The 18948-nt window shown below is 72.4% G+C and carries 13 protein-coding genes; 11 read left to right on the forward strand and 2 right to left on the reverse strand.

Annotated elements, in window-relative coordinates:
* The first annotated feature begins 219 nt into the window (after nt 1-219).
* The gene (locus ABT053_RS08900) at nt 220-1374 is read left to right on the forward strand and encodes a hypothetical protein (RefSeq protein WP_350968327.1); all 1155 of its coding nucleotides are present in this window, start codon (nt 220-222) and stop codon (nt 1372-1374) included.
* 90 nt (nt 1375-1464) lie between these two features.
* Here the strand turns inward: ABT053_RS08900 and ABT053_RS08905 are convergent, their stop codons facing one another.
* On the reverse strand, nt 1465-2484 hold the full coding sequence (locus tag ABT053_RS08905) for an LLM class F420-dependent oxidoreductase (protein ID WP_350968328.1): 1020 nt from the start codon (nt 2482-2484) through the stop codon (nt 1465-1467).
* 111 nt (nt 2485-2595) lie between these two features.
* Between ABT053_RS08905 and ABT053_RS08910 the strand changes: the two genes are divergently transcribed.
* A complete protein-coding gene (locus tag ABT053_RS08910; protein ID WP_350968329.1) occupies nt 2596-4089 on the forward strand; it encodes a sulfatase family protein in 1494 nt (497 codons plus the stop codon).
* Here ABT053_RS08910 and ABT053_RS08915 read toward each other — a convergent pair.
* Nucleotides 4018-4773, reverse strand: coding sequence for a FadR/GntR family transcriptional regulator (locus tag ABT053_RS08915; protein ID WP_350968330.1), 756 nt, complete (start codon nt 4771-4773; stop codon nt 4018-4020). The two genes, ABT053_RS08910 and ABT053_RS08915, sit on opposite strands and share 72 nt — an antisense overlap.
* 70 nt (nt 4774-4843) lie before the next feature.
* On the opposite strand from ABT053_RS08915, the gene ABT053_RS08920 reads away from it, so the two are divergent.
* The 9 genes from ABT053_RS08920 (at nt 4844) to ABT053_RS08960 (ending at nt 18881) form a co-directional block, all read left to right on the forward strand.
* The gene (locus ABT053_RS08920; protein WP_350968331.1) at nt 4844-5695 is read left to right on the forward strand and encodes a (Fe-S)-binding protein; all 852 of its coding nucleotides are present in this window, start codon (nt 4844-4846) and stop codon (nt 5693-5695) included.
* Between the two features lie 145 nt (nt 5696-5840).
* Nucleotides 5841-7247, forward strand: coding sequence for a lactate utilization protein B (locus ABT053_RS08925; RefSeq protein ID WP_350968332.1), 1407 nt, complete (start codon nt 5841-5843; stop codon nt 7245-7247).
* Entirely contained in the window at nt 7244-8029 is a 786-nt protein-coding gene (locus ABT053_RS08930) for a LutC/YkgG family protein (RefSeq protein WP_502991711.1), read from the forward strand. The genes ABT053_RS08925 and ABT053_RS08930 overlap by 4 nt, the downstream gene beginning before the upstream one ends.
* 635 nt (nt 8030-8664) lie before the next feature.
* Nucleotides 8665-9207 carry a GNAT family N-acetyltransferase gene (locus ABT053_RS08935; protein ID WP_350968333.1) on the forward strand — a complete coding sequence of 181 codons (543 nt, stop codon included), beginning with the start codon at nt 8665-8667 and terminating at the stop codon, nt 9205-9207.
* 372 nt (nt 9208-9579) lie between these two features.
* A complete protein-coding gene (locus ABT053_RS08940; RefSeq protein ID WP_350968334.1) occupies nt 9580-10407 on the forward strand; it encodes a sirohydrochlorin chelatase in 828 nt (275 codons plus the stop codon).
* Between the two features lie 166 nt (nt 10408-10573).
* Complete coding sequence (locus ABT053_RS08945; RefSeq protein WP_350968335.1) at nt 10574-11740, forward strand: nicotinate-nucleotide--dimethylbenzimidazole phosphoribosyltransferase; 1167 nt, start codon at nt 10574-10576, stop codon at nt 11738-11740.
* A 153-nt stretch (nt 11741-11893) separates the two neighbouring features.
* Nucleotides 11894-13126 carry a uroporphyrinogen-III C-methyltransferase gene (gene cobA / locus ABT053_RS08950; protein ID WP_350968336.1) on the forward strand — a complete coding sequence of 411 codons (1233 nt, stop codon included), beginning with the start codon at nt 11894-11896 and terminating at the stop codon, nt 13124-13126.
* Nucleotides 13127-14925: 1799 nt separating this feature from the next.
* Complete coding sequence (locus tag ABT053_RS08955) at nt 14926-17244, forward strand: dynamin family protein (RefSeq protein WP_350968337.1); 2319 nt, start codon at nt 14926-14928, stop codon at nt 17242-17244.
* The gene (locus ABT053_RS08960) at nt 17241-18881 is read left to right on the forward strand and encodes a GTP-binding protein (protein WP_350968338.1); all 1641 of its coding nucleotides are present in this window, start codon (nt 17241-17243) and stop codon (nt 18879-18881) included. Before ABT053_RS08955 ends, ABT053_RS08960 begins: the two co-directional genes overlap by 4 nt.
* Nucleotides 18882-18948: the final 67 nt, after the last annotated feature.

Here is an 18948-nt window from a genome sequence, read left to right on the forward strand (position 1 = left end):
CACGCGTCCGGCCACGCGTCCGGCCACGCGTCCGGCCATGGGGCCAGTGACGTGCCTGACCGCGTGCCCGATCACGTATCGGATCACGCGTCCGGCCACGCGTCCGGCCACGCGTCCGGCCATGGGGCCAGTGACGTGCCTGACCGCGTGCCCGATCACGTATCGGATCACGCGTCCGGTCACGGGTCCGGTCACACGTCCGGTCAAGGGGCCGATCCCGTGTTCTCCCGTTTTCCCCGCGACGCCTCCCGCCGCCTGCCCCACCCCCTGCCCGATCCTCTGTCCCGCCCCCTTCCCCGCCTCCGTCTCACCCCCGGGATCGCGCTGACCGGCGCCCTCGTCGGGCTGGCCGCCGCGGTGACGGTGCCCGCCGTCATGACGGGGACGGTCGGGCTGCGGGGGCCGGGCGGGGGCCGCACCGCGGCGATCGCCTCCCAGGACCCGGCCTCGGCCGCCACCTCCGGCACCTCCCCCGACCCCGCCCCGGGCACCTCCCCGGGCGCGGCCCCGGACCCCGCCCCGGACCCAGACCCGGGTACCTCTCCGGTACGGCCCTCCGAGACCCGGGCGCAGCCCTCCGAGACCTCCGGCTCCCTCCCGGCCGCGACGCCCGGCACGCCGGTGGTCACGCTCGACGCCCGGTCGTTCCTGCTGGCGGGCGCGGAGACGGCGGCGCGCGAGCCCCTCCCGCAAGGCCGGTACTGGTTCGAGCGCACCAGGACCTTCGAACCCGTCGATTCCGGGGTGACCGCCGCCCACACCGACGAGTCCTGGTACGACGGCCGGGCCGGGCGGATCGCGTCCGACCAGAAGGTGGACATCACCTTCGCCACTGAGGCCGCCAGGGAGGCGTGGAGGGCGAAGGGGTCACCGGCGCTGTGGCCGGGGCCGCGTACCAGGGACTTCTCCCGGCTCTCGCTGAGGTGGCGGGTCGGGAGCGAGACGCTGACCCTGGACGAGGTGCGGGACCTGCCCGGCGACGCGGGGGAGCTGGAACGGTGGCTCCGCTCGGCGCACCGGGACGGGCCATTCCCGGGCTTCGTCTTCGACGCCGCGCGCTACCTGCTCGCCTCACCCGCGAGCCCGGCCACGCGTGCCGCGACGCTGCGCGTCCTCGCGGCCCAGCCCGGGATCGTCCTGGAGAAGGGCATCCTTGACCCGCTCGGGCGCACCGGCTCCGCCGTCACCACGGCCGACGGCCACCGCACCCTGGTCGTCGACGAGTCGGGGTCGCGCCTGCTGGCCTTCGCCTACACGGGCCCGGACGAGAGGCCCCGCACCGGCGGCCGTTCCGTGCACATCCCCCTCCGCGAGGGCCTCAGGGTCGCGTACGAGGACTCCGGCTGGGTCGGGAAGGTCGGCGTCCGCGGGTGAACGCCCGCTCGGCCGTGCCGGGAAACCGGCGGGAGGGCCGGGCGGTCCTCGCGCGAGGACACCGGCGGGAGCGGCGCCGCCCGGGGCGGGTCAGCCCAGGACCAGGTCCCTGACGGTCTTCAGGGAGGCCTCGTCGCGGGGTCCCATGACCAGGAGGTTGCTCACCGGGCTGTCGCGCCACAGCTGCAGGCGCTCGCGGATGCGGCCCGCCGGGCCGACCAGGGAGATGCCGTCGGCCAGCTCGTCGGGGATCGCGTTGAACGCCTCTTCCCTGCGTCCGGCCAGGTAGAGGGCCTGGATCTCCTCGGCGGCCTCGGCGTAGCCCATCCTGCCGACGATGTCGGCGTGGAAGTTGCGGCTCTTGGCCCCCATGCCGCCGATGTAGAGGGTCAGCATCATCTTCACCCCGTCCAGCGCCGCCCGGACGTCGTCGGTGATCACGGTCATCACCATCGCGGCGATGTCGAAGCCGGGATCGGCCCCGGCGAGCGAGGGGCCGTACATCCGCTCGATCTTCTCGGGGAACACGAACAGCGGCAGCCAGCCGTCGGCGATCTCGGCGGCGAGCGCGACGTTCTTCGGGCCCTCCGCGCCGAGGTAGAGGGGGATCTCGGCGCGGAGCGGGCGGGTGATCAGCTTCAGCGGCTTGCCGAGGTTCGCGCCTCCCGGGTAGGGGAGGGGATAGTGCTCGCCGTCGCTCGTCACCGGCTCCTCGCGGCGCCACACCTTGCGCATGATCTCGACGTACTCGCGGGTGCGGGCGAGCGGCTTGGGGAACGGCGTCCCGTACCAGCCCTCGACGACCTGGGGCCCCGACGCGCCGATGCCGAGCAGCAGCCGCCCGCCGGTGAGATGATCGAGCGTCATCGCGGTCATCGCGGTCGCCGCCGGGGTTCTCGCGGAGATCTGCACCACGGACGTGCCCAGTTTGATGCGAGACGTCCGCGCGCCGTACCAGGCCAGAGGGGTGAAGGCGTCGCTACCGTAGGCTTCCGCGGTCCACACGGACTCGTAGCCCAGCCGTTCCGCGGTCTGGACGAGTTCGGTGGCGTCGTCGGCGTTCCGCTGCCAGTAGCCGAGGTTCAGGCCGAGCTTCAGGTCGGTGCTCACGGGGGTCTCCTCGCGACGTGACGCCGGACAGGCCCCGCAATTAGAACACGTTCTACATTGGTCGGTCGAGTGTGAGGTGTCGAAATTCGGTCTCCCGGGAAGCGTGCACTTGTGCTCAACGCCGCTCGCAAACTCCTCTCCCTGATGTCGCTCCTCGCCCTGGCCGCGATGGGAACGATCCCGGCCGTGGCACACGCGGCGGGGCGGCCCAACGTCGTCCTGATCCTCGTCGACGATCTTGACGCGGGCGATCTGCAGAAATTTCCCAACATCTGGAACCTGCTCGCCCGGGGGGGAACCAGTTTCGACAGGTTCTTCGTGCCCAACTCCTGGTGCTGCCCCTCGCGCGCGTCGATCATGCGGTGCCAGTACGTGCACAGCCACGGCGTGTACACCAACACCGCGCCCGAGGGAGGTTTCACCAAGTACTACACATCAGGCCTGGAACGCTCCAATATCGCGACATGGATGAAATCGGCCGGATATCGCACCGGGCTGATGGGCAAATACCTCAACCACTACCCAGGCGGCACCACCTCCGCCACCCACGTGCCTCAGGGCTGGGACGAGTGGGACGTGCCGGTCCGCAGGCTGTACGACGAGTACGGCTACACGCTCAACGAGAACGGCATGCTGCGCGACTACGGCTTCACGCCGCAGGACTATCTGACCGACGTGCTCAGCGCCAAGGCGGGGGCGTTCGTCTCCCAGCCCAGCCAGGACCCGTTCTTCCTCTACCTCGCCCCGGTCGCCCCGCACAACCCGGCCAACTACGCCCCCCGGCACCACGCCGCCTTCGCCGGGGTGGTGGCCCCGCGCACCCCGTCCTTCAACCAGGCCGACGTCAGCGCCGAGCCGCTCTGGCTCAGATCGCTCCCGCTCCTCGACGCCTCGAAGGTCCGCAGGATCGACCGGCACTACCGGGACCGGCTCCGGGCGATGCTCGGCGTGGACGACATGGTGGGCGCCCTCGTCGAATCTCTCAGGGCCTCCGGCAAGCTGGATGAAACGTATATCTTTTTCGCTTCCGATAACGGGTTCCACCTGGGCCAGCACCGGCTCGCCCAGGGCAAGACCACGCCCTTCGACGAGGCGATCAAGGTGCCGCTGCTGGTCAGGGGACCCGGCGTACAGGCGGGCCGCGTCGTCGGGGACATGGCCGCGAGCATCGACCTCGCCCCGACGTTCGCCCAGCTCGCCGGGGCCGCGCTTCCCGCCTTCGCCGAGGGCCGCTCCCTGCTGCCGCTGCTGCGCGGCGAGACGCCGCCCTCGTGGCGCCAGAACGTGCTGCTGGAGTTCTACCGCCCGACCAGTCCGGGCTCGGCCCGCCAGACCCCGGTCCCGGCGTACCAGGGGATGCGGACCGCCCAGCACACCTTCGTCCGCTACTCCACCGGCGAGTACCAGATCTACGACCTCGTCAGGGATCCCTACCAGCTCCGCAACCTCGCCGCGGAGACCCCGCTTTCCGTGATCGCCGAGTTCAACCGGCAGCTCGACGCCCTGGTCTCCTGCTCGGGCGCCACCTGCCGCTCAGCCGACTCGGTCAGACCGCCCCTGCTGCCCTTCAAGCCCCTCATCGTCCTCAGCCCGTGGGGCACGTGAGATGCCGGGGTAGGCCCGCCGCAGGTGGTCCTCGACGGCGGCCGAGGCACCCGCCGCGTCCCCGGTGGCGATGGCCCGGTGGATCCGGCGGTGGTCGTCCATGAGCCCGGCCGTGCCGCCGAGGCGCCCGACCGCCTCGACCGCGTAGCGGCGGAGCGAGTCGCGCAGGGAGAGCATCATGGCGGTGGTCAGCCTGTTGCCCGAGGCCTCGGCGATGGCCACGTGGAAGGCCGTGTCGTGCTCGACGAACTCCTCGGCCGTCGTCGTGGCCTCCATGCGCTCCAGCGCGGCGGTGAGGGCCGACAGGTCGGCCCCGTGGGCGGCGGCGTGCGCGGCCGACCACTTCTCGATCATCAGCCGGGCGTCGACGACCTCCTCCAGTGACAGGTTCGACAGGCCGAGGTGGAGCCTCAGCAGGTCGCTCAGGGCCTCGGCGGGCCTGGAGATGAGGAAGGCCCCCGCGTCCGGACCCCGTCCGACCTGCGACGACACCACCCCCAGGGTCTCCAGCACCCGCATCGCCTCGCGTACCGACGACCGGCTCACCCGCAGCTGCTCGGCGAGCTGCCGTTCGCCGGGCAGGCGGTCGCCGACCCGGAGCCCGTCACCCGCGATGCGCCGCTCGATCTGGGCGATCACGTCCTCGAACGCCCGGGTGCGCCGGACAGGCTGCCAACCGCTCAAGAGGGCCTCCTCTTGTGGGGGAATGTGGTCAGACCATACTGTGGTCTGACCATTGAAAGGAAGGAGTGCCGTGCGCGTCGCCCTCTTCATCACCTGCGTGAACGACACACTGTTTCCCGGCACCGGGCGGGCGGTCGTCACGCTGCTGCGCCGCCTCGGATGTGACGTCGAGTTCCCCCGGGCGCAGACCTGCTGCGGCCAGATGCACGTCAACACGGGATACCCCGAGGAGGGCAGGCGGCTCGCGCGGCACTTCGTGGACGTCTTCGCCGGGTACGACGCGGTCGTCGCGCCGTCGGGATCGTGCGCCGCGATGGTCCGCGAGCAGTACCCGAGGCTCGCCCGCACGTCCACCCCGCATACCTCAGCCACCCGCGCGTCCGCCCCCGTCATGGCCGGGTCAGGGACTCCCGGGACCCCCGGGGGCCTGACCGCGGGGACCGTCGAGGCCGCCGCGACGGGGGACGCGCCCGGTTCCTTCGCCGCCGAGGTGGCCGAGATGGTGCCCAAGGTCTACGACCTCTCCGAGTTCCTCGTCGACGTCCTCGGCGTCACCGACGTCGGCGCCTACTTCCCGCACCGGGTGACCTACCACCCGACCTGCCACTCGATGCGCATCCTCCGGGTGGGTGACCGGCCCACCCGGCTGCTGGAGCAGGTCAGGGGGCTGGAGCTGGTCCCGCTCCCCGGGGCCGACGAGTGCTGCGGCTTCGGCGGCACCTTCGCGGTGAAGAACCCGGCGATCTCCGCGGCCATGTGCGCCGACAAGGTGCACAACGTCGCGACCACCGGCGCCGAGGTGCTGTGCGCCGCCGACAACTCCTGCCTGATGCACATCGGCGGCACCCTGAAGCGCCAGCGCACCGGCGTGCGGATCATGCATCTCGCCGAGATCCTCGCCACGACGGAGGCCACCCGATGAGCGCCCCGGCCGTCGCCGAGAGGACCTTTGAGGCCATCGGTGAGAGCGCCGTCGACGGGAGAGGCGTCGACGAGAGGGCCGGTGCCGACAGGGCCGGTGCTGACAGGGCCGGTGCCGAGAGGACTCGCGAGAGGACGGCCCGCCGGTGAGCGGCACGTTCCTGGGCATGCCCGCCTTCCCGGCGAACGCCACGGCGGCCGTGCAGGACTCACAGCTCAGATACAACCTCCGCAAGGCCACCCACACGATCCGCGGCAAGCGGGCCTCCGTGGTCGCCGAGCTGCCCGACTGGGCCGAGCTCCGCCAGGCGGGCAAGGAGATCAAGAACTACACCCTGCGCGACCTGGAGCGCTACCTCCTCCAGATGGAGGAGGCCGTCACCGCGGCGGGCGGCCACGTCCACTGGGCGGCCGACGCCGAGGAGGCCAACAGGATCGTCGCCGACCTGGTCAAGGCCACCGGCGAGACCAGCGTGGTCAAGGTCAAGTCGATGGCCACCCAGGAGATCGGCCTCAACGAGGCCCTCCTGGAGGAGGGCATCACGGCGTACGAGACCGACCTGGCCGAGCTGATCGTCCAGCTCGGGGACGACTGGCCCTCGCACATCCTGGTCCCGGCGATCCACCGCAACCGCTCGGAGATCCGCGAGATCTTCCAGGACAAGATGGGCGACTGGGGCCGCGCGGCGCCCGAGGACCTGACCGACGAGCCCCGCGCCCTCGCCGAGGCCGCCAGGCTGCACCTGCGCGAGCGCTTCCTGTCGACCAAGGTCGCGATCTCCGGCGCCAACTTCATGATCGCCGAGACCGGCACGCTGGTGGTGCTGGAGTCCGAGGGCAACGGGCGTATGTGCCTCACCCTGCCCGAGACGCTGATCAGCGTGGTCGGCATCGAGAAGCTGCTGCCGAGCTGGCGGGACCTGGAGGTATTCCTCCAGCTGCTGCCCAGGAGCTCCACCGGCGAGCGGATGAACCCCTACACGTCCACGTGGACGGGCGCGGTCGAGGGCCAGGAGTTCCACCTGGTGCTGCTCGACAACGGCCGCACGAACGTGCTGGCCGACGAGGTCGGACGCCAGGCGCTGCGCTGCATCCGCTGCTCCGCCTGCCTCAACGTCTGCCCGGTCTACGAGCGCGCCGGAGGCCACGCGTACGGCTCGGTCTACCCGGGCCCGATCGGCGCGATCCTCACCCCGCAGCTGCGCGGGACCGCCTCGGAGCTGGACGCCTCGCTGCCGTACGCCTCGACCCTCTGCGGCGCCTGCTTCGACGCCTGCCCGGTCGCGATCGACATTCCCGAGGTCCTGGTCCACCTGCGCGGCAAGGTGCGCCACGCGCGTGTCGAGCGCATGGGCATGCGCGCCGCCGGGTGGGTGTTCAACCGTCCCTCGCGGCTGGCACGCGCCCAGCGGCTCGGCGGGCGCCTGCGCAGGTTCGTCCCCGGGCGCCTGCCGGGGCCGCTGTCGGCCTGGACCGACACCCGCGACATTCCCGACATCCCCGCCGAGTCCTTCCGCGACTGGTGGAACCGTACCGACGGAGGTGCCCGATGACCGCCGGAGCGTCCACCCCCGCGCCCGGCCCCGGACGCCCGTCCGGTGCGGCTGCCTCCACCGGTGCGGGCGGCGTCTCCAGTACGGGTGACGTCTCCAGTACGGGTGACGTCTCCAGTACGGGCGGTGTATCAGGTGCGGGTGGCGTCTCCAGCAGGGGCGGCGTCTTCGGCGCGAGCAGCAAGGAGCGGATCCTGTCGAGGATCCGTTCCGCCGTGGCCGGAGCACCCGAGGTCGAGATCACCCGGGCCTACCGCACGTCACCGCCGGCCGATCCGGAGGGCACGGTGGAGTTGCTCGCCGAGCGCGTGGCCGACTACCGGGCCGTCGTGCACGTGGTCGAGGAGGCCGAGGTGGCCGCGACGATCGCGGCGGCGCTGGCCCGCCGGGGCGCCACCCGGCTGGTCGTCCCGGACGGCCTGCCCCCGGAGTGGGCGCCGGACGGCCCGGTCACCGACGACCCCCCGCTGAGCGCGGCCGAGCTGGACGGCGTGGACGGGGTCGTCACCGGGTGCGCGGTCGCCATCGCGGAGACCGGAACCATCGTGCTGGACGCCGGACCCGGGCAGGGACGGCGGGCGCTGACCCTGGTCCCCGACTACCACCTCTGCGTCGTACGGGCCGGGCAGATCGTGACCGGCGTCCCCGAGGCCGTCGGCAGGCTCGACCCCTCCAGGCCGCTGACCTGGATCAGCGGCCCCTCCGCGACCAGCGACATCGAGCTGAACAGGGTGGAGGGCGTGCACGGCCCGCGCACGTTGGAAGTCATCATCGTCCGCTGAGCCCAGGTTGATCCCAGGTCGAGCCCACGTTGAGCTCGGCCTGGGACGGCTTGAGCCCGGCCGTCGTCATCGTCCGCCGAGCCCAAGCCGAGCCCGAGCCGAGCCCAAGCCAGGTCCGGCTTGGGCTCGGCTCGGATCCGGCCTGAGTTCAGCCGTCATCGTCGTCCGCAGAGCTCAGGCTGAGCCCGGCGACGCGGTTCCGCTCCTCCCGACGCGGAAGACCGGCCGGACGCGGAAAAACCGGCCGGTTGTGAAAGATCAGCCGGACGCGGAAAACCGGTCAGATGTGGAAGACGAGCCGGATGCGGAAACCGGCCGGACGCGGGAGACCGGCCAAGTGTGGAAAGCGGCCGAGCGCGGACGAGCGGTCGGGTGCGGGAAACCAGCCGTGTGGGGAGACCGGCCGAGCATGGAAGACCGGCCACGGGCCTCCGCCGGACGCGGTTCTCCAGCCGTACCCGCCCGGGATGAGGCGAGATCCGGGCTTGCGCGGGCGGGGTCGCTGGGATGAGGTTGAGGCCACACATTTCCGGCCTTCCCGGCTTTCCCCCTCCCCGGCTTTCCCACTCTCTGGCCTTCCCGCTTCCCCGGCTTCCCCGCTTCCAGGCTTCCCGCTTCCCCCGCAAGGAGGGCGCGTGACCGCGTTCGCACCCGATCCGCCGATCCTGACCGGCCGGCTCGTGATCCGGCCCTTCCACTCCGGTGACACCGCCCGCGTCCGCTCGGTGATCAAGGCGCGTGCCAGGTTCCTGCCGCCCGGCGCGCCCGGTCACCCGTCGGGCGTCTCCCAGTGGCTCTCCCACGGTGCGCACGAGCTGCGCCGCTCCGGTCAGGGCGTACACCTGGCCATGGAGACCGAGGGACTGGTCGTGGGGGCGATCAGCCTATTCAAAACCCTCTGGGGCGCCGGGACCACCGAGGTCGGGTACGGCGTGCACCCGCTGCACCGGGACCGGGGCTACGCCACCGAGGCCCTGCTCGGCGTGACGCGCTGGGTGTTCGAGACGACCGAGATGCGCAGGATCGAGCTCCGCGCCGACCTGGCCAACACGCCCTCCCTCCGGGTCGCGGAGAAGGCCGGTTTCGTCAGGGAGGGCATGCTGCGCGCCGCCGAGCTGGGGGAGGACGGCCCGCGAGACATCGTGGTGTTCGGGCTGTTGAGGGAGGACCTGTCCTGATACACGCCGGATTTTCATCTCACGGGCGTCGCGCTGTGAGTCGTCCCTGGTCGGAAGGGGGGAGCGGGCAGGACGAGGCGCGCAGGACGTAGGACACCGGCGTGGCCGTGCTGGACGTCTCCCGCGAGCCCGGCTACCGTGCCAGGGCGTGTGATCGAGCCCGGCCACGTGCCACGGAGTGTGACCCGGACGACGCGCCCGGTGAAGGAGGCGCGTCCGCCGTCGTCGGCCGGATTCCCGTCTTCCGTCATACCCATGAGAGAAAAGACAGAATTTACCGATCCGTTACCTGTCCATGTAGTGCCGTTATCGGATATTGTCGCGAGTCGCCACTGCGTAACCCCAGGTCAAGGTCATTGGAGTCCTGTTTCCATGAAACCGCCGCTGCTGCTCATCGGGCAGGGCTCGCACGACGACAATGGATCTGCTGAATTCGGTAGGTTCGTCCATCGACTTCGCTGCCGCCTGGACCAGACGGCCGTGGAGGTCTCCGGCGGCTACATCGCCAGGGCCAGACCGCGTCTCAGCGACTCCGTCGCCTCGCTGGTCGCGCGCGGGCACCACCGGATGGTGGCCCAGCCGATGAGCCTCACCGGCGACGTGTGGCTCGGTGCCGACATCCCCGCCGCGATGGCCCGTGAGCAGGAGAGGCACCCCATGCTGACCTGCGACTACGGCCGCCCCCTGGGATCCGACCCCCGCATCCTCGCGCTGCTCGCCGAGCGTCTGGCCGACGCGGCCGCCGAGGTCGCCAGCCTCCGGCTGGTCCCTGCCGCCGCCGGGGTGTTCGACGACGAGCCCGAGCACATCGAGATCGGCGAGACCGCGGTGGTCCTGGTCGGCGACGGCTCCACCAGTCCCGAGACGAACGCCGACGTGCACCGGGTCTCCCGCCTCTTCTGGGAGACCCACGCCCACGAGTACATGACCGTGGAGACGGCCTTCGTCTCCCTCACCCCGCCGGGCGTACCCGGTGGCATCGAGCGCTGCCGCCGCCTCGGCGCCAAGCGCGTGATCGTCGTTCCCTACCTGTTGTTCGCCGGTGGCCTGCTCGACCGCGTCTGGGCGCAGGCCATGGCCTACGCCGCCGGCCACTCGAACCTGGACGTCCGCTGCGCCGACGTCATCGGTGACTGCGAGGGCCTGGCCGACGTGGTCATCGAGCGCTACGAGGAGGCGCTCAGCGGCATCGCCTGGTGATCCCCCCGCGGTTCCCCCGGCCCCTCCGGCGCCTTCCACGATCACGTACGGGCATGTGCGGCCTTCCGGCCACGTTCTCCTCCGGTGCCGCCAAGAGTCACGTACGTCCCATATGCGGCCTTCCAGTTCTTTTCCCGAAAAGCCGTTTCCGGGGGAGACTGATCACATGACCATCCTTGAGGAGACCATCGCAGCGATCCGGCCCGCCGATCCGGCGGCCGTCGCCGAGGCCCGCGCCCACCAGGACCGCCTGACCAAGCCCCGCGGCGCGCTGGGCGCCCTGGAGGACGTGGCGGTACGGCTCGCGGGGGCCGCGGGGGTCAGCCCGCCCCCGCTCCCGGTTCCCGCGGCTCTGGCGATCTTCGCCGCGGACCACGGGGTCCACGCCAGGGGTGTGACCCCGTGGCCGCGGGAGGTCACCCTGCAGATGGTCGGCAACTTCCTCGCGGGCGGTGCGGTGGCCAACGCCTTCGCCGCCCAGGTCGGCGCCTCGGTGACGGTCGTCGACGTCGGGGTGGCCGCCGACCTGGGCCCCGCGCCCGGCCTGACGATCAGCAAGGTCGCGTACGGCACGGCCGACCTGTCCCGGGGATCGGCGATGACCCCCGAGCAGGCGGTCGCGGCGCTGGAGGCCGGGATGGCCGTGGCCCGCGACCTCGTCGAGGGGGGCGCCCGCTGCCTGGTCACCGGGGACATGGGCATCGCCAACACCACCGCCTCGGCCGCGCTGATCTGCGCGTTCACCGGTCACGACGCTGCCGTCGTGACCGGCAGGGGCACCGGTGTCGACGACGAGACCCTGGCGCGCAAGGTCGAGGTGGTCCGCGAGGCCCTCCGGGTGAACGGCCTGGAGCGCGAGCAGGACGGCGCCTCCACGGTTCCCGACCCGGCCTCCGCGGTTCCCGCCCCGGCTTCTTCCGCTCCCGCCTCGGCGTCCGGGGTGTCAGCCCCGGCGTCCGGAGTGTCCGCTTTGGAGACGCTGGCCGCGGTCGGCGGTCTGGAGCACGCGGCGATCGCCGGGTTCGTCCTCGCCGGTGCGGCTCTTCGCGTACCGGTCATCCTGGACGGTGTCATCGCGGGGGCCGCGGCGCTCGCGGCGGCGGCGCTCGCCCCCGATGTCGTCGACCACTGCGTGGCGGGACACCGCTCGGCCGAGCCCGGCCACGCGGTCGCCCTGGAGCACCTCGGGCTGCGCCCCCTGGTCGAGCTGGAACTCCGGCTCGGCGAGGGCACCGGCGGCCTGCTCGCCCACCCTCTCGTCTGCGCGGCCGTCAGGGTGATGCACGAGGTCGCGACCTTCGATTCCGCCGGTGTGACAGACAAGGAAGCCTGATCTACGGAAGTCTTAAGCCCGCAGGTCGACAGCGGTCAGCCCTTCCTTGACTGCTGTTAACACGGGAGCAGCGAAGAGGGAGCCGTTAGCCGGTAGGTTTACCTCTTAGCACGCCATGCTTCACAATTCCTCGCGAACGGGAGATCTGTCGCCATGTCGCCCTACCTGCTTGGCTTGCGCCTCTCCGGGCGGCGAGTGCTCGTCGTGGGTGGAGGGCGCGTCGCCCAGCGGCGGGTACCGGCGCTGCTCGACGCGGGCGCCCTGGTCACCATCGTCTCGACGAGCGTCACCCACGCCCTCGACGACCTCATCGCGACCGGCCGGGTGACCTGGGAGGCCAGGCGCTACCAGGTCGGCGACGTCGACGGGGCCTGGCTCGTGCAGGCCTGCACGAACGACCGCGCGGTGAACGCCGCGGTGGCCGCGGAGGCCGAGGCCAAGCGGATCTGGTGCGTACGCGCCGACGACAAGGACGCCTCGGCGGCCTGGACCCCGGCCAGCGGCAAGGTGGACGAGATCAGCGTGGCGATCACCGCGGGCGGCGACCCCCGCCGCGCCGCCGGGATCAGGGACGCCGTCGTCGGCGCCCTCAGGGACGGCACGGTCGACGCCCGGCGCAACCGCACCAAGCCGGTGGGCGTCGCCCTGGTCGGCGGCGGGCCCGGCGACCCCGGCCTGATCACGGTACGCGGACGGCAGCTGCTGGCCCAGGCCGACGTGGTCGTCGCCGACCGCCTCGCCCCGCAGGCCCTGCTCGACGAGCTCTCCCCGGACGTCGAGCTGATCGACGCCGCGAAGATCCCCTACGGCCGCTACATGGCCCAGGAGAGGATCAACGAGCTGCTGGTCGAGCACGCCAAGCAGGGGAAGTTCGTGGTCCGGCTCAAGGGAGGCGACCCGTTCGTCTTCGGCCGGGGCGGCGAGGAGATGCTCGCCTGCGCCCGCGAGGGCATCCCGGTCATCGTGGTTCCCGGCATCACCAGCCCGGTCGCGGTGCCCGCCGCGGCCAACGTGCCCGTGACCCACCGCGGCGTGAGCCAGGAATTCCACGTGATCTCCGTACATGTTCCGCCGGGCGACGAGAGATCCACCGTCGACTGGCCCAATTTGGCCAGATCCGGCGGCACGCTGGTGCTTATGATGGCGGTCGAACGGATCGGAGCGATCGCCGAAACGCTGATCCATGACGGACGTTCGCCGGAAACTCCCGTAATGGTGGTACAGGACGGTACCCTTCCGACCCAACGCGCTCTTTACGCCACGCTATCCACCGTGGCGGAGCGCGTGAGCGCGGCTGGGATTCGGCCACCTGCGATCGTGATCGTCGGCGATGTCGTGAAGGTCGGCCAGGAGGTCGAGATGGTTCGAGCGGAGCGAGTACCGTGAAATCGGCGTCCAACAGGCCCCCTCATTCCGGTGGTGGCCGAGACCCTCGCCTTGCCGGCACCCCCCAGGAGCCACCCGACGACACCTCGTCGGATGACAAGGAATCCCCCGGCGAGCAAACAGTGACCTTCGGCGCCATCCGCGCCGACGACGACGCGGCCTCCATCCGCGCGCGCGGCCAGTCCCCCGGGCCTCAGCCGGGGACGGCCCCTCCCGGAGCGACCGGCGGTCCCGCCGCGCCTCGGGGCTGGGTGGCGGGTCCCGCGGCCCAGGGTGGCGTACCCGGTCCCGCCACGCCCCCGGGCCGGACGGCGGCCACACCCCCGGGCCGGACGACGGGCCCCGCAGGGCCGGGCCGGACGGGTGGTCCCGCTGCTGCCACCGGTTCTGCCGGTCCCGCCGGTCCTGCTGGTTCTGCCGGTCCCGCTGGTTCCGCGCCCCAGGCCGGGGCGAGCGATCCCGCCTCCCCGCCCGCCTCCGAGGAGGCGATGGCGGCCTTCCGCGCCGCAGCCGCCGCTGCCCAGGCCAAGATCGAAGCCATCACCACCTCCCGTGAGGCGGCTGCCAACCCCGCCGCCCCGCGTGTCCAGGGCGGCCGTCCGGCGGGCCCCTCCCGGGGTGGCCCCGCCGCGACCCCGTCCGCTGGCCCCCAGGGCACTCCCGGCTCCCGTGGGGGGAGCCAGGCTCCCGGTCAGAGCGCCGTTCCCGGTTCCCGTGGGGGGAATCCGGCTCCCGGTCAGAGGGCTCCCGGTTCCCCTGGGGGAAGTCCGGGTCCGGCTCCCGGTCAGGGCGCCCCCGGCTCTCGTGGGGGGAGTCCGGGCGCGGCTTTCGGCCAGGGGGCTCCCGCTTCTCGCGGGGGCGGCCCCGTCGCGGCTCCCGGTCACGGTTCTCCCGCCTCTCCGAGCGCTTCCCGTCCGGGTGCCCCCGTCCCGCCGAGTGTTCCTCGCGCCTCCGGCCCCGCCACGCCTTCCTCCGGCGCTCCCGGTGCTCCCCGGGGAGGCGCTCCCGGTTCTCGCGGGGGCGGCCCCGGTGCGGCTCCCGGTCAGGGCGTCCCCGGCCATCCGCATGCCTCTCGCGGGGCCATTCCCGGCTCGCCCGGCGCCGTCCCCGGTCCCGGTGCTCCCACCCCCCGAGGCGTCCCGGCCTCGCCGGGCGCTCCGGCCTCACCGGGCGCGCCCCGTGGGGGCGGCCCCACCACCTCTCCCGGCGTTCCCCGAGGGCAGGGCGCTCCTGGTCCCTCGGGTCCCTCTCGCGAGGACACCGCTCCCGGCGCGCTCTTCCGCCCGGGTGCTCCCGTCCCGCCGAGCGTTCCTCGCGCTCCCGGCCCCGCCACGACGCCCCCCGCCGCTCCCGCCGCCCCCGGCGCCGTTTTCCGCCCAGGCGCCCCTGTCCCGCCGAGCGCTCCCCGAGCCGGGGACGTCGCCGACACCGCTCCCGGCGCGATTTTCCGCCCGGGTGCTCCCGTCCCCCCGAGTCCCCGTACAGGTGGCCCCGTCACACCCCCGCCCGGCGGCGCCGGGCGGGAGGTTCCGAGTCCCGCTTCCTGGGAAGCCCCGGATCCCGCGGGGGAAGGCGCCGGTGCCTCCCGTACGGCCGACGATGTTCCTCCCCCTCGGCCCGGGAGCGGCGCGCCCGGCGGCGAGGACGAGCGGTCCCGCGCCGAGGACGCTCCGCCCCTTCGCGCGGCGAGCAGGACCGTTGAGGAGCGGGAGCGGTCCGAGCAGGACGCGGAACGGGACGAGGTCGTCGTCATCCTCAGCACGACCCCGGAGGAGCCTCGCGACGGCTCCAGGGGTGGCGTGGAGAGTGACGGCAGGACGCCTGACGCCGACCACGTCGAGGATGAGCAGACCCCGGCAGACGATGAGTCCCGCGCGGATGGCGAGACCGCCGACACCTCGCGGGCCGATGACGCTCCCCAGACTGCCGCCGAGAGCACCGACGGTGTCCGGAGCGACGGCCGTGACGATCTCGCGTCCCAGGACGAGGGCGAGCCCGCCGAGATCGACGACGATGACAGAACTCGCCCCGTCGCCGAGCCCGATGGCACCGAGCCCGATGGCACCGAGCCCGATGGCACCGAGACCAATCGCACCGAGACCGGTGACAGGGCCCCGCAGGCTGCCGAGCCCGGCGAGGGACCTCGGCCCGGCACCGGCCCCACCGGGAGCGGCGATGAGGTCCGGCGTGATGCCGATACCGCGGATGTCGACACCACCGTCGGCACCCCCGCGAGTGACGCCGAGACGACGGGCGGCCGGAGCGAGGACGCGGACGAGAGCGACGACGAGGCCGGTGCCGTAGCCCAGGACGGGACCGAGACCGGGACCGCCGACGGCGACGCGGAGACCGAGAACGAGGACAAGGACGAGAACGAGGGCGAGGAAGGCCGGAGCGAGAGCGGCGCGGAGGCGCAGGGCGGCCGGACGCGGGAGACCCCGCTTCCCGAGGCCGTCTCCGAGGCGCTGAGCAGCGCGCTCACCGCCGTTCGCACCGGTGTCACCGACCTCAGCTTCGGCCTGGACCTCCCCGGCGCGGACGAGGCCAGGAGGGTCCAGAGCGAGATCCTGGCCCAGCTCGACGACTACGTGATCCCTCGCGTCCACACCAGCACCGCGCCCGCGCTCGTCGTGGTCGCGGGCTCCACCGGCGCGGGCAAGTCCACGCTCCTCAACACCCTGGCCAACGCCAAGGTCAGCGCGACCGGCGTACGCCGTCCGACGACCGGAACGCCGGTGCTGGCCTGCCACCCCGACGACCACGAGTGGTTCGCCGAGGGTGAGCTGCTCGGCAGCCTCCGGCGGCTCAGCGAGCCCGATCCCGAGGGCGCCTCCGGAGGGCTCGTGCTCGTCTCCACCGAGCGCCTCCCTCCCGGCGTGGCCCTGCTCGACACCCCGGACATCGACTCGGTCGTCGAGGAGCACCACGAGATCGCCCACCGCATGCTCGACGCGGCCGATCTGTGGATCTTCGTCACCACCGCGGCCCGGTACGCCGACGCTCCGGCCTGGCGGCTGCTCCGCCTGGCCAAGGAGCGCGGGGCCCGGCTGGCCATCGTGCTCTCCCGGGTCCCGCCCAGGTCCCAGGAAGTGATCAGCAAGCACTTCGTCAGGATGCTCACCGAGTACGGTCTCGGCGAGGTCGACCGGTTCGTCATCAACGAGAGCAAGGTCACCGACGGGATGCTCCCCGATCACGAGGTGAGCGAGCTGCGTCTCTGGCTGACCGAGCTGTCGGTCGACGACAGGCGCCGCGCGCAGGCCGTACGGGCGACCCTGGACGGGGTGCTGAACAGCTTCCGCACCCGTGTCCCCGCGCTGGCCAAGCAACTGGAGATCCAGGTCGCCTTCCGGAGGGACCTCCGGGGTGACGTGGACGGCGCCTATGTCCGCGCGCTGGCCGAGATCGACAAGAGCACCGGCGACGGTTCGCTGCTCCGGGGCGAGGTGCTCGCCCGCTGGCAGGACTTCGCCGGGTCCGGCGACCTCATGCGTACCCTCCACCTGCGCAGGCCGAGCCGCTTCGGCGGCAAGGCGAACCAGCAGGCGCCCGAGCGGCTCAGCGGCCTGAGGTCCGCGCTGCGGGCGGGACTGGAGTCGGTGGTCGTCTCGGCGGCGCACCGGGCGGCGGAGGAGACCTCCTCGCGCTGGCTGAACCGTCCGGGCGCGCAGGAGGCCCTGGCGTCGGTACCCGGTCTCGGCCGCGCGTCCGACGAGCTCCTGCGCAGGACCGGCCGGACCATCGCGGCCTGGCAGGAGCACATCATCGAGCTGATACGCACCGAGGGGGTGACCAAGCGGTCGGTGGCCAGGGTGATCTCGTTCGACGTCGAGTCCCTGTCGCTGATCCTCACCATCGGGCTGCTCGGTTACGGCTCCTCGGACGCGCAGAACGGCACCGGCGCGCTGCCGCAGCGGCTGGTGCACGCGCTGCTCGGCGCGGAGTCGCTGCGCAACATCGGCGTGAAGGCTCGGAGCGATCTCCGAGCCCGGATCGGCATGCTCTTCGACGACGAGATGGCGCGTTACACCCAGGCTCTCGACAGTGCGGGCATCCCTGACGAATCCGCCGCCACCCGCCTTTACCAGGCAACGTACAACCTTGAGGTCGCCCGATGAGTGTTGGCACCGCCCAGTCAGGCCAGGGTCTCGGCAGCCGGCTCGCCGCGCTGGCCCGGATCGTGGAGCTGGGGCCGGGCAAGGTCGAGCCCAAGCTCCTCGCCGACTCGGGTCAGCTGCTGCTGCGCGCCGGTGACCGGCTCAAGCTCTCCTCCGACCACACCGTGGTCGCGCTCGCCGGGGGTACGGGCAGCGGCAAGTCGACGCTGTTCAACTCGATCTCCGGCCTGGAACTGTCGCCGACGGGGGTACGCCGCCCGACCACGGCCCGTACGCACGCCTGCGTCTGGGGCCTGGACGGCGCGGGTCCGCTGCTCGACTGGCTGCAGATCCAGTGGCGGCACCGTTTCGCGCGGGCCAGCGCCCTGGACCGGGGCGAGAGCCAGCTCCACGGGCTGATCCTGCTCGACCTGCCCGACCACGACTCCATCCGGGCGCTGACCGACACCGAGGCCGACCGGCTGATCCAGGTCGCCGACCTCGTCGTGTGGGTGCTCGACCCGCAGAAGTACGCCGACGCCTCCACGCACCGGCGCTACGTGACCGACCTGGCCGGGCACGAGGCGGTGACGATCTTCGTGCTCAACCAGGCCGACCGGCTCGACCAGGAGGAACTGGCCGAGTGCGTCGCGGACCTGGACGGCCTGCTCCGCCGCGAGGGGGTCGAACACCCCGTGATCGTCACCACCTCGGCGATCACGGGCAGGGGCGTCGACAACCTCAAGGGCGTCCTCGCCGAGACCGTTTCCAAGCGCAGGGCCGCGACCCAGCGGCTGGAGGCTGACCTCGGCCGGCTGACGCTCCGCCTCGCGAAGATCATGCCCGTCGACGGCGCGTCCGCCCCGCCCTCCTCCATCGACGACGCCCGCAGGATCGGCCTCACCGACGCCCTCTGCGACGCGGTCGGCGTCCCCGCGGTGGGCGAGGCGATGGAGAACGTGTACGCCGTGAGGTCCGGCGAGTGGGTCGGCTGGCCCTACACCCGCTGGGCCGCCAGACTCCGCCCCGACCCGCTGAGCAACCTGCGTCTGGGCGATCTGCGGGACGAGATCCACGGCCTGACCGGTGGCTCGGTGAGCGCGCAGCCGGCCGAGGTGGACACCGCCGTCCAGGCGCTCACCGACGGCCTGAGCTCGGGCATGCACGAGGCGTGGCAGAACGGGATCAGGGACGCCGCGCGTTCCCGCTCCTCGCAGTTGCCGGAGGTGCTCTCCGAGGAGCTGTCGGAGGTCGCGCCGCGGCTGGACAGGGTTCCGGGCTGGTGGCGGTTGCTCCTGGTCTGGCAGTACTTCCTGGTCCTGCTCTTCGTCGCGGGCCTGGCCTGGGTCGGTATGGCCCTCACCTACGGCGTGTTCGGCGCGGGGAGCCCGCCGGAGGGGCTGGAGGTGTTCGGCGACGCCGCCTCGCTGCCGTGGGTCGGATTGATGATCTTCTCCGTGCTGGGGCTCGGCCTGCTCACCGCGATGGCCAGCCGCAACTTCGTCGTGCTCGGCGCGGGCAACGAGCGTGACGCGCTGGAACGCGAGATGCGCCGCAGGGTCGCCGGGGTCGCCGAGAGCATGGTGATCGAGCCGGTGGAGCGGGAGCTGACCCGCTATAACGAGTTCTACTCGGCCATGCGGGGCCTGCGGGGCTGATCTGCTTCCTTCTCTCCGTTCAGGGGGAGACCGGTCCTCCTTGTCCGGAACGGGGCGGAACGGGTTC

The sequence above is a fragment of the Streptosporangium sp. NPDC002524 genome, assembly GCF_040295985.1.
Taxonomy (GTDB): domain Bacteria; phylum Actinomycetota; class Actinomycetes; order Streptosporangiales; family Streptosporangiaceae; genus Streptosporangium.